This window comes from Pseudomonas sp. B22129 (genome assembly GCF_044218875.1).
Taxonomy (GTDB): domain Bacteria; phylum Pseudomonadota; class Gammaproteobacteria; order Pseudomonadales; family Pseudomonadaceae; genus Aquipseudomonas.
On sequence record NZ_CP162592.1, the window covers coordinates 3,641,747 to 3,653,673 of the forward strand.

Below are 11,927 nucleotides of genomic sequence, written 5' to 3' on the forward strand. Positions count from 1 at the left end.
ATGAAATGAGGAACGCATGAGCAAGCAGATTCTGATTCTCCCTGGCGACGGTATTGGTCCGGAAATCATGGCCGAAGCGGTCAAGGTCCTGGAGTTGGCCAACACCAAGTACAGCCTGGGCTTCGAACTGAGCCACGACGTGATCGGCGGCGCCGCCATCGACAAGCACGGCGTGCCCCTGGCTGACGAAACCCTGGACCGCGCCCGTGCGGCCGACGCCGTACTGCTCGGCGCCGTGGGTGGCCCGAAATGGGACAAGATCGAGCGTGACATCCGCCCTGAGCGCGGCCTGCTGAAAATCCGCGCGCAACTGGGCCTGTTCGGCAACCTGCGCCCGGCGATCCTCTACCCGCAACTGGCCGACGCGTCGAGCCTGAAGCCGGAAGTGGTCGCGGGCCTGGATATCCTGATCGTGCGTGAACTGACTGGCGGCATTTACTTCGGCTCGCCACGTGGCGTGCGCGAGCTGGAAAATGGCGAGCGCCAGGCCTACGACACCCTGCCGTACAGCGAGAGTGAAATCCGCCGTATCGCCCGCGTCGGTTTCGACATGGCCCGTGTGCGTGGCAAGAAGGTCTGCTCGGTGGACAAGGCCAACGTCCTGGCTTCCAGCCAGCTGTGGCGCGAAATCGTCGAAGAAGTCGCCAAGGACTACCCGGACGTCGAGCTGAGCCACATGTACGTCGACAACGCCGCCATGCAACTGGTGCGCGCGCCCAAGCAGTTCGACGTGATCGTCACCGACAACCTGTTCGGCGACATCCTGTCCGACCAGGCCTCGATGCTCACCGGCTCTATCGGCATGCTGCCGTCGGCGTCCCTGGACACCAACAACAAGGGCATGTACGAGCCTTGCCACGGTTCGGCGCCGGACATCGCGGGCCAGGGCATTGCCAACCCGTTGGCGACGATTTTGTCGGTGTCGATGATGCTGCGTTACAGCTTCAACTTGAGTGAAGCCGCAGACGCCATCGAGAAGGCCGTCAGCCTGGTGCTGGACCAGGGTTTGCGCACCGGTGACATTTGGTCACAGGGTTGCACCAAGGTCGGGACGCAAGAAATGGGCGACGCAGTAGTCGCCGCGCTGCGGAATCTGTAATCTCTCGGGCCCCCTTGCAGAAGTTTGCTGCAGGCGGCCCACTTTTTAACAAGGTGTAGTTGCGATGAAACGTGTAGGTCTGATCGGTTGGCGCGGTATGGTCGGTTCCGTGCTCATGCAGCGGATGCTGGAAGAGCAGGATTTCGATCTTATTGAGCCGGTGTTTTTCACCACTTCGAATGTGGGTGGCCAAGGGCCGTCCGTGGGCAAGGATATCTCTGCGCTCAAAGACGCCTACAGCATTGAAGAGCTGAAAACCCTCGACGTGATTTTGACCTGCCAGGGTGGCGACTACACCAGTGAAGTCTTCCCCAAGCTGCGCGAAGCTGGCTGGCAGGGTTACTGGATCGACGCCGCCTCCAGCCTGCGCATGCAGGATGACGCGGTCATCGTGCTGGACCCGGTCAACCGCAAGGTGATCGACCAGCAGCTGGATGCCGGGACCAAGAACTACATCGGTGGCAACTGCACCGTCAGCCTGATGCTGATGGGGCTGGGCGGCTTGTTCGAAGCCGGCCTGGTCGAGTGGATGAGTGCCATGACGTATCAGGCGGCCTCCGGTGCCGGCGCGCAGAACATGCGTGAACTGATCAAGCAAATGGGCGCGACCCACGCCGCTGTCGCCGACCAACTGGCGGATCCTGCCAGTGCGATCCTCGACATCGACCGCCGTGTGGCCGAAGCCATGCGCAGTGACGCTTACCCGACCGAGAACTTCGGCGTGCCGTTGGCCGGTAGCCTGATCCCGTGGATCGACAAAGAGCTGCCGAATGGCCAAAGCCGTGAAGAGTGGAAGGCACAGGCCGAGACCAACAAGATTCTGGGTCGCTTCAAGAGCCCGATCCCGGTGGATGGCATCTGTGTGCGCATCGGTGCCATGCGCTGCCACAGCCAGGCGCTGACCATCAAACTGAACAAAGATGTGCCGATTGCCGATATCGAAGGGCTGATCAGCCAGCACAACCCATGGGTCAAGCTGGTGCCGAACAACCGTGATGTCAGCATTCAGGAGCTGAGCCCGACCAAGGTCACCGGCACACTGAATGTACCGGTAGGCCGTCTGCGCAAGCTGAACATGGGTACCCAATACCTGGGCGCGTTCACCGTGGGCGACCAACTGCTGTGGGGTGCGGCCGAGCCGCTGCGCCGCATGCTGCGGATTTTGCTGGAGCGTTGATCGCTTAGCGTTGTATGAAAAACCCGCGACTGGTGACAGGCGCGGGTTTTTTGTTGTTCTATCGGGCCTCTTCGCGAGCAAGCCCGCTCCCACATTTGATTGCATTTCAACTGAAGGAACTCGGTCGAATGTGGGAGCGGGCTTGCTCGCGAAGAGGCCATCAGCTTCGCCACAAAAACTGGCCCAATTGCCCCGCCACCCGGTAAAGTGCCGCTCCCCCCGCAATGCCCGAGGCAGCCCCCATGACCCAGACCTTTGAAATCGCCGTGATTGGCGCCACCGGCACCGTCGGCGAAACCCTGGTGCAGATCCTCGAAGAACTGGAGTTCCCTGTGGGCACCCTGTACTTGCTGGCCGGCAATAACTCTGCCGGTGCATCGGTACCGTTTCGCGGCAAAAACGTGCGGGTCAAGGAAGTCGATGAATTTGACTTCAGCAAGGCTCAGCTCGCGTTCTTCGCGGCTGGCCCGGCCGTGACCCTGAGTTTCGCTCCGCGCGCCATTGCGGCGGGGTGCTCGGTGATCGACCTGTCCGGCGCCTTGCCGGCCGATCAGGCGCCCCAAGTGGTCCCGGAAGCCAATGCCCACATTCTCAAAGGCCTGAAAAAGCCCTTCCAACTGGGCAGCCCGAGTCCGTCCGCCACCAACCTGGCGGTCGTCCTGGCACCCTTGCGCGCAGTGTTGGATATCCAGCGTGTCAGCGTCACCGCCAGCCTGGCCGTTTCCGCCCAAGGCCGTGAAGCCGTCAGCGAGCTCGCCCGTCAGACCGCTGAGCTGTTGAACGTGCGCCCGCTGGAGCCGAAGTTCTTTGACCGGCAGATGGCCTTCAACCTGTTGGCACAAGTCGGCACGCCAGATACCGAAGGTCATACAGCCCTGGAGAAACGTCTCGTACACGAATTGCGTGCAGTGCTGGAAACTCCTTTACTCAAGATTTCTGCAACCTGCGTTCAAGCCCCGGTGTTTTTTGGCGATAGCCTGACGGTGTCGTTGCAATTGGGCGCGCCGGTGGATCTGGCCGCCGTCAACCGCGCACTGGATGCCGCGCCAGGTATCGAGTTGGTGGAAGAGGGCGATTACCCCACAGCCGTGGGCGATGCGGTCGGTCAGGATGTGGTTTATGTAGGAAGAGTTCGCGCAGGTGTGGATGACCCGGCGGAACTAAATCTTTGGCTGACGTCAGATAACGTACGCAAAGGCTCTGCGCTGAACGCCGTGCAGCTGGCTCAGTTGTTGATAAAAGGCCTTGTGTAAAAGATACTTGGCGCCAATTTGTAGATTGATTCTAACCAGGCGCTATGCTTGGCCCCAGGCAGGAACAGTTGCGCGTCGGTGACCTATCGGCTCGCCATGCCTTATGGCAGCGGTTACCCACCTTCTCGCAAGTCGGGGAGTGTTCAGACAAAGGATGAGGCTATGGTTCAAGTTCGCAAACTGGTGTTAGCAATAGCGGCCGCCTCGGCGCTGTCTTCCGGTATGGCGCAGGCGCTGCAGCTGGGGGAGATGACCCTCAAGTCGAAGTTGAACCAGCCACTGTCGGTGGAAATTGAATTGCTCGATGTCGGCGGCCTGACCGCTTCCGAGATCACGCCAAGCCTGGCGTCTGACCAAGCGTTTGTTGACGCGGGCGTGGATCGCCAGGCGTTTCTCAATGACCTGACGTTCACGCCAGTGGTCAACCCGAGCGGTCGCAGCGTGGTGCGTGTCACTTCCAGCAAGCCGCTCCCTGATTCCTATGTGCGTTTCCTGCTGCAGGTGCAATGGCCCAATGGCCGCCTGATGCGTGACTACAGCGTGCTGTTGGATCCTGCCAAGTTTGAGCAAGCACCGGCCGCTAAACCGCCTGCCGCTGCTCCCCGCTTGAGCGCGCCGACAACGACGGCCCCGGCTGTCAGCAAAGCTGCGCAACACACCACGACGTCCCGCGATACCTTGTGGGAAATTGCCGAGAAGAATCGCCATGGTGCCTCGGTACAGCAGACCATGCTCGCCATTCAGGCGCTCAACCCGGATGCTTTCGTCGACGGCAATATCAACCGTTTGAAAACCGGCCAGGTCCTGCGCCTGCCCGATCACGTGCAGGCCACCAGCCTGCCGCAGCCCCAGGCCATTGCAGAAGTGACCGCACAAAATGCCGCCTGGCGTGAAGGTCGTCGCACGGCCAGCAATCAGGCGCTGGGCAAGCAGCAACTGGATGCTACCAAGCGCACCGAAGCGGGCAATGCGCCTTCGAGCACCAATGCCAAGGACAACTTGAGCCTGGTTTCGGCCGAATCCGCCAAGAAAGGCGCGAAAGGCAAGGCCGGTGACAGCCGGGCGCTGAGCGACAAACTGGCGATGACCCAGGAACAGCTGGACACCACCCGCCGCGACAACGAAGAGTTGAAAAGCCGCGCGGCCGACCTGCAGAGCCAATTGGACAAGCTGCAAAAGCTGATTCAGCTGAAAAACGACCAGTTGGCCCGCTTGCAGGCGGAAAAAGGCGACCCGGCAGCCACCGCGATGCCTGCGCAAGTGGTCGCCGACCCGGCTGCCACTCCGGCTGCGCCTGCTGCAACATCCACGGCTGCAGCGCCCACGCTTGAGCCGGTCAAGCCGGATGCTGCTCCTGCGAGCACCGAAGGCAAATTCAATGACCTGCTGACCAATCCCATTGTTCTTGGCGTCATCGGTGGCGCGGCAGGGTTGGTGGTGTTGCTGCTTCTGCTGCTGTGGGCACGCCATCGCAATGCCCGCCGCGAAGAGGAAAAACACCTGCGCATGGCGCGCGCGCTGGCCGAAGAGCCAGCACTCACCGCGAACGTCGATCACGATTTGCCGCCTGACAGCTTCGAAGGCCTGGAAGTCCCGCCGCCAAACGTCAAGTTGGCTGCTGCCCCGGCACCTGCGCCAGCGGTTGAGCCGGTTGTGGTGCCGACAGTCGCCTCGGTGCTGGCACCCCTGGCCGTCGCCGTGGCTGCGCAGAATTCCAGCGATGCGCTGGCACAAGCCCAGTCCCATATCGACCGAGGCCACCTGAACCAGGCCGCCGACGTGCTTGAGCAAGCGATCAAGCAAGAGCCGAAACGCAGCGACCTGCGTTTGAAGTTACTGGAAGTGTATGGCCTGCAAGGCGACAAGGACGGTTTCGTCACTCAGGAGCGTCAACTGGTGGCCAATGGTGAAAACCACGCTCAGGTTGAACAGCTCAAGAGTCGCTTCCCGGCCATGGCTGTGTTGGCCGCCGGCGTAAGCGCCGCCGTCGCCGCTGCAGCGCTCGATGCGCAATATGTCAAGGATCTGCTGGAAGACAAGCCGGCAGCGCCCGCCCCGGAGCCTGAAGCGTTCGATACGGATTTCGACCTGAGCCTGGATGATCTGGAAACCGCTTCGCCTGCTGTGGTCAAGCCGGAAGACGAACTGAGCTTCGAGTCGGTGCTGCAACAGCAGACTGAGGCCAAGGCCAGCCCGGACGACCTGTCGGACTTTGACCTCGACCTGCAACTGGACGAGCCGGCGTCGCAAGATGACTTTCTTTCCGGTCTTGAAGCGCAGATGAAGGACGCTCCTGCGGCAGAGCCACCGACCCTGGCGCCTGCCGCGCTGGACGATTTCGACTTGCCGGAAGACTTCGACCTGTCCCTGGCCGACGAACCCGCCACGCCGGCAGCGGCCAAGCCTGATGCCTTTGCGTCTGAGCTGGATGACGTGAATGCCGAGCTGGACCGCCTGTCCCAGAGCCTGGAACACCCGCCGATCGAGCCGTCCTTTACCGCTGATGACGCGGCACTGGACAGTGATGAGCCGGAGTTCGATTTTCTGTCGGGCACCGACGAGGTCGCCACCAAGCTGGACCTGGCCCAGGCGTATATCGACATGGGCGATGTCGACGGCGCACGGGATATCCTTTCCGAAGTGCTGACCGAAGGCGATGAGGCCCAGCGTGGCGAGGCCAAGGAAATGCTCGGCCGGTTGGCGTAATCGTTTTGCATTTCTGTGGGAGCTGGCTTGCCTGCGATAGCATCAACCAGGTTTGGCTGAAGGACCGGGTCGCCTGAATCGCAGGCAAGCCAGCTCCCACACAAATCAGCTTCTCACTGGCCAGCCCCACTAAATGGCCCAAGCTCAGGTTTGCCGCCTATAATGGCCGCCTTTGCGCAACTCATCAGGCTCTCAGTTCTTGGCAAATATAGATAACGCGGCCGCCGAAATGGCGGCCGCAGGCTTTTACCGCATCGCCCTGGGCGTGGAATACAAAGGCTCGCGCTATCGCGGCTGGCAGCGCCAGGCCTCCGGTGTGTTGACGGTGCAGGAAACCCTGGAGAAGGCGCTGTCAAAAGTTGCCGACTCGCCCGTCTCCCTGATGTGCGCCGGGCGTACCGACGCCGGTGTGCACGCCTGCGGCCAAGTGGTGCACTTCGATACCCAGGCCGAGCGCACCATGAAAGCGTGGGTGATGGGCGCTAATATCAATTTGCCCCATGACGTCAGCGTCAGTTGGGCCAAGGTCATGCCCGCGCACTTTCATGCGCGCTTCAAAGCCATCGCTCGGCGTTACCGCTACGTGATCTATAACGATCAGATCCGCCCGGCGCACCTCAACGAAGAAATCACCTGGAACCACCGCCCGCTGGACGCCGAGCGCATGGCCGAAGCCGCGCAGCATCTGGTCGGGGTGCATGATTTCAGTGCCTTTCGGGCTGGCCAGTGCCAGGCCAAGTCGCCGATCAAGGAAGTTCATCATTTGCGGGTGACCCGTCACGGCAAGATGATCGTGCTGGATATCCGCGCCGGCGCGTTTCTGCACCATATGGTGCGCAACATTGCCGGTGTGTTGATGACCATCGGTACGGGCGAGCGCCCGGTGGAGTGGGCCAGGGAAGTGCTGGAAAGCCGTGTGCGCCGTACTGGCGGTGTGACTGCGCATCCGTTCGGCCTGTATTTGGTGGATGTGGAGTACCGCGACGAGTTCGAGCTGCCGCAGCGTTTCATCGGGCCACACTTCCTCACAGGTTTCAGCGAACTTGGCGGCTGACGCCCGGAATAGCTTTTGTTACCATCCGGGACTTTCTCTGCCCAACCGTTGAGGTTTCACGACATGCCAGCCGTTCGCAGCAAGATTTGCGGGATTACCCGCATAGAAGACGCGCTGGCGGCAGTCGAGGCGGGGGCGGATGCCATTGGTTTCGTGTTTTATGCCAAGAGCCCACGTGCGGTGAATGTGTTGCAGGCGCGGGCGATCATCACTGCGTTGCCGCCGTTCGTGACCACCGTCGGCTTGTTCGTCAATGCCAGCCGCTGCGAACTCAACGAAACCCTGGATGCCGTGCAATTGGACATGCTGCAGTTTCACGGCGACGAAAGCCCTGAGGAATGCGAAAGCTACGGGCGCCCGTACATCAAGGCGCTGCGCGTCAAGGCCGGGGATGATATTGCCGCCGCGTGTGCTGCCTACACCAGCGCGCGCGGGATTCTGCTGGACACCTATGTTGAAGGCGTGCCCGGCGGTACCGGCGAGGCGTTTGACTGGTCGCTGATTCCAGAAGGCTTGAGCAAGCCGATTATCCTGGCTGGCGGGCTCAACCCCGAGAATGTCGGGGCGGCAATCGAGCAGGTCCGGCCCTATGCCGTGGATGTCAGTGGCGGGGTAGAGCAGGGCAAGGGCATCAAGGATCACGGCAAGATTCGCGCATTCATGCAGGCTGTGCGCGACAGTGGTAACGGTATGTGACGGCTGGCAGTCTGCCGCCGTCCATAACTACCACTGTGTAAAACAGCCCGGCGCTACCTGTGGGCGGCCCGGTAATGAAGTGGCAACCCTGCACGGGCAGGTTGTCTGGAAGGCTGAGGATGCAGGCGGGAAATGGCAGGTCGAACGTATGACCCCGTCCCGCACGCATCATCGCCACATATGAATTTAGCTCAAGGGCATACGCGGGGCTGTGTTCAAGCCACCGGTACTGGAGAAAGAAAGCATGAGCAACTGGTTAGTAGACAAACTGATCCCTTCGATCATGCGTTCCGAGGTGAAAAAAAGCTCGGTTCCTGAAGGTCTGTGGCACAAGTGCCCATCCTGCGACGCGGTGCTGTACCGCCCTGAGCTGGAAAAGACCCTGGACGTTTGCCCCAAGTGCAACCACCACATGCGTATCGGCGCGCGCGCGCGTATCGACATCTTCCTGGATGCTGATGGCCGTGCCGAGCTGGGTGCAGACCTGGAGCCGGTTGACCGTCTCAAGTTCCGCGACGGCAAAAAGTACAAGGACCGCCTGACGGCTGCGCAGAAGCAGACTGGCGAGAAAGACGCGCTGATTTCCGTCAGTGGCAAGCTGCTGGGCATGCCGGTTGTGGTGTCCGCCTTCGAATTCTCCTTCATGGGCGGCTCCATGGGTGCCATCGTCGGTGAGCGCTTTGTCCGCGCCGCCAACTACGCCCTGGAAAATCGCTGCCCGATGATCTGCTTCGCCGCTTCCGGCGGTGCGCGGATGCAGGAAGCCCTGATTTCCCTGATGCAAATGGCCAAGACTTCTGCGGTACTGGCGCGTCTGCGCGAAGAAGGCATTCCGTTCATCTCCGTGCTGACCGACCCGGTCTACGGTGGTGTTTCCGCCAGCCTGGCGATGCTGGGTGACGTGATCGTCGGCGAGCCAAAAGCGCTGATCGGTTTCGCCGGCCCGCGCGTGATCGAGCAGACCGTGCGTGAAAAGCTGCCGGAAGGCTTCCAGCGCAGCGAGTTCCTGCTGGAGCACGGCGCAATCGACCTGATCATCCCGCGTGGCGAGTTGCGCCCACGCCTGGGTAACCTGTTGGCACAAATGATGGGCCTGCCGACGCCTGTGTACGTCGCGCCTAAAATCGAACCTATCGTCGTTCCGCCGGTGCCTGCAAACCTATGACCCAACGTACCCTGGGCGAATGGCTCGCCTACCTTGAGCAGTTGCATCCGTCAGCCATCGACATGGGCCTGGAGCGCTCGCAACAGGTAGCGGCCCGCCTCGGGTTGGGCCGCCCGGCACCGCGTGTAATCACGGTGACCGGCACCAACGGCAAAGGCTCTACGTGCGCCTTTGTCGCCGCGCTACTGCAGGCCCAAGGGCTGAAAGTGGGCGTGTATAACTCTCCGCACCTGCTGCGTTACAACGAGCGGGTGCAGCTCAATGGCGTCGAAGCTACTGACGAGCAACTCTGCGAAGCCTTCGCCGCACTCGATGTCGGGCGCGGCGATATCTCCCTGACCTATTTCGAAATGGGCACCCTGGCAGCTTTTTGGCTGTTCGAGCGTGAGCAATTGGATGTGGTCGTCCTGGAAGTCGGCTTGGGTGGGCGTCTGGACACCGTCAACGTGGTGGATGCCGACCTCGCGCTGATCACCAGCATCGGTGTCGACCATGCCGATTACCTGGGCAATACCCGCGAATCCGTGGCCTTTGAAAAGGCCGGGATTTTCCGCCAGGGCAAGCCTGCATTGTGTGGTGACATCGATCCGCCGCATACCTTGCTCGACAAGGTGCGCGAGCTGGATTGCCCGTTCTACCTGCGCGGCCGTGAATTCAATCTGGATATTGGCACTCGGCACTGGCAGTGGCGCGGTCGGGATGCACGCGGGCAAGTGGTGGAACTGCGTGATTTGCCGCTGCTGAACCTGCCGATGGAAAACGCAGCGCTGGCCTTGCAGGCTTATCTGCTGCTGGACCTGCCGTGGGATGCTGAGCAGATTGCTGCGACCTTGCTGTCGACACGCGTGGTTGGCCGTCTGGATCGTCGTTTCTTTGAATGGAAAGGCAAGCGGTTGAACCTGCTGCTGGACGTGGGGCACAACCCTCATGCCGCCGAATATCTGGCGCAACGCCTTTCCCGCACACCGCCGGTCGGTCGTCGCCTGGCGGTGTTCGGGCTGCTGGCTGACAAAGACCTGGGCGGCGTGGTTGCGCCGTTGCTGGGCAACGTTCAGTCCTGGGCGGTAGCGCCGCTGGATACGCCACGCAGCCGTCCGGCCGTTGAGCTCGAATCGGCGTTGCAGAACCTTGGTGCGCCGGTGACGTCGTATGCAAGCGTTACCGCTGCGCTTGAGGCGCAATGCGCGGTGGCGACGGCCGATGACGAGATTCTGTTGTTCGGATCATTTTATTGTGTTGCCGAGGCGCTTGAGTGGTTGGCCCGGCGCTCCACGGAGGAAGCTGCACATGGCATTACTGGATAGCGCATACAAGCAGCGAATGGTCGGAGCCCTGGTGTTGGTGGCATTGGCAGTGATTTTTCTGCCGATGCTGTTTTCCCGCCAGGATGAACAGCGCCAGGTGGTGGTAGAGGCTCCGGCTGCTCCGCAGGCCCCGGTGATGCCGCAGGTTCAGGTCGAGCCGGTGGTGGTGCCGGAGCCGCAGGCGTTGCCCGAAGAGCCGGTGCCGAGTAGCGAAGAAGTGGCCCAGCAACAGGCGCCTTCGACGCCAGTGCAGCCGAGCGTGCCGGTGGTCAAGCCGGCGCCTGCTCCGGCGCCGGCCGTGGTCGCCAAACCGGCCGCACCAGCGCCTGCGCCCAAGCCAGTAGCGCCGCAACCTGCTGCGCCGGGCAAGCCGGATGTGGGTCAGAGCCGCATCGACCCGAATGGCTTGCCAATCAGTTGGTCCATCCAAGTGGCTAGCCTGGGCAATCGTGAAGGTGCCGATGCCTTGCAGAAAAAGCTGCGCAGCCAGGGCTATAACGCCTACATCCGCAGCGCCGAAGGCAAGAACCGCGTGTTTATCGGGCCGCTGATCGAGCGCGCCGAGGCGGATCGCCTGCGGGACCTGCTGGATCGCCAGCAGAACCTCAAGGGTTTTGTCACCCGATTCCAGCCTGAGCGCGGTTGATACCGTAGGTCTGTGGTTGGAATGCAAGCTGAATGTGGGAGCTGGCTTGCCTGCGATGACGGTAGTTCAGTCAACAGTGATGTTGAATGTCCCGGCCCTATCGCAGGCAAGCCAGCTCCCACATTGGTTTTGTGATGATCCCAAGATAGACAACCCATTGATTTGCAACGCACCCGCAATCACAGCTTACCGATAGCCCGGCGCTCTGCTAAAATGCGCCGCCTTATCCGTACGTAGGCTGCACTGTGCCATTTACCTGGGTTGATTGGGCGATCGTTGCAATCGTCGCCATCTCCGCTTTGATCAGTCTAAGCCGCGGCTTCGTAAAAGAAGCACTGTCGTTGCTGACCTGGATCATTGCAGGAGTCGTAGCCTGGATGTTCGGTGGTTCACTGTCGGTTTACCTGGCCGGGTACATCGAAACACCTTCGGCTCGCGTCATTGCGGGCTGCGCCATCATGTTCATCGCCACGCTGCTGGTGGGGGCAATGGTCAATTATCTTATTGGCGAGTTGATACGTGTCACCGGCCTCTCCGGGACCGATCGATTTCTCGGCATGGCCTTCGGCGCTGCGCGCGGCGCGTTGCTGGTGGTTGTGGCGGTCGGGCTGTTGAGCCTGGGGCCAGTACAGCAGGATTCATGGTGGCAGGAGTCGGTACTCGTGCCAAAATTTCTATTGGTTGCAGACTGGTCCAAAAACCTCATTTTGGGGTGGAGCAGTCAGTGGCTGGCCAGCGGAATCAGCGTACCCGCTGATCTTCCGTTCAAGGAACACCTCTTGCCGGCCAAAACGCCTCAGTAAGTTGTGTTCAGTCAAGATTCATTA

Annotated in this window: 10 protein-coding genes; all 10 read left to right on the forward strand. The window is 61.2% G+C overall.

Going from position 1 to position 11,927, the window contains the following annotated elements; all coding sequences use genetic code 11:
- Nucleotides 1-16 precede the first annotated feature (16 nt).
- Nucleotides 17-1,099 (forward strand): 3-isopropylmalate dehydrogenase, encoded by a 1,083-nt coding sequence (leuB, locus tag AB4P94_RS16840; RefSeq protein ID WP_016970952.1) that lies wholly within the window; start codon nucleotides 17-19, stop codon nucleotides 1,097-1,099.
- Between the two features lie 64 nt (nucleotides 1,100-1,163).
- Complete coding sequence (gene asd / locus AB4P94_RS16845; protein ID WP_395606522.1) at nucleotides 1,164-2,276, forward strand: aspartate-semialdehyde dehydrogenase; 1,113 nt, start codon at nucleotides 1,164-1,166, stop codon at nucleotides 2,274-2,276.
- 242 nt (nucleotides 2,277-2,518) lie between these two features.
- Nucleotides 2,519-3,529 carry an aspartate-semialdehyde dehydrogenase gene (locus AB4P94_RS16850; protein ID WP_395606523.1) on the forward strand — a complete coding sequence of 337 codons (1,011 nt, stop codon included), beginning with the start codon at nucleotides 2,519-2,521 and terminating at the stop codon, nucleotides 3,527-3,529.
- Between the two features lie 162 nt (nucleotides 3,530-3,691).
- Nucleotides 3,692-6,235, forward strand: a complete 2,544-nt coding sequence (locus AB4P94_RS16855) for a FimV/HubP family polar landmark protein (protein WP_395606524.1) — start codon at nucleotides 3,692-3,694, stop codon at nucleotides 6,233-6,235.
- 229 nt (nucleotides 6,236-6,464) lie between these two features.
- Nucleotides 6,465-7,289 (forward strand): tRNA pseudouridine(38-40) synthase TruA, encoded by an 825-nt coding sequence (gene truA, locus AB4P94_RS16860; RefSeq protein ID WP_053128844.1) that lies wholly within the window; start codon nucleotides 6,465-6,467, stop codon nucleotides 7,287-7,289.
- Between the two features lie 63 nt (nucleotides 7,290-7,352).
- Nucleotides 7,353-7,985, forward strand: a complete 633-nt coding sequence (locus AB4P94_RS16865; protein WP_395606525.1) for a phosphoribosylanthranilate isomerase — start codon at nucleotides 7,353-7,355, stop codon at nucleotides 7,983-7,985.
- Between the two features lie 244 nt (nucleotides 7,986-8,229).
- Nucleotides 8,230-9,150: an acetyl-CoA carboxylase, carboxyltransferase subunit beta gene (gene accD / locus AB4P94_RS16870; protein ID WP_078738128.1), complete on the forward strand. Its 921-nt coding sequence runs from the start codon at nucleotides 8,230-8,232 to the stop codon at nucleotides 9,148-9,150.
- Entirely contained in the window at nucleotides 9,147-10,454 is a 1,308-nt protein-coding gene (gene folC, locus AB4P94_RS16875; protein ID WP_395606526.1) for a bifunctional tetrahydrofolate synthase/dihydrofolate synthase, read from the forward strand. The genes accD and folC overlap by 4 nt, the downstream gene beginning before the upstream one ends.
- Complete coding sequence (locus tag AB4P94_RS16880; RefSeq protein WP_395606527.1) at nucleotides 10,438-11,100, forward strand: SPOR domain-containing protein; 663 nt, start codon at nucleotides 10,438-10,440, stop codon at nucleotides 11,098-11,100. Before folC ends, AB4P94_RS16880 begins: the two co-directional genes overlap by 17 nt.
- A 245-nt stretch (nucleotides 11,101-11,345) precedes the next feature.
- Nucleotides 11,346-11,903: a CvpA family protein gene (locus AB4P94_RS16885; RefSeq protein WP_003192538.1), complete on the forward strand. Its 558-nt coding sequence runs from the start codon at nucleotides 11,346-11,348 to the stop codon at nucleotides 11,901-11,903.
- The last annotated feature ends 24 nt before the right edge of the window (nucleotides 11,904-11,927 follow it).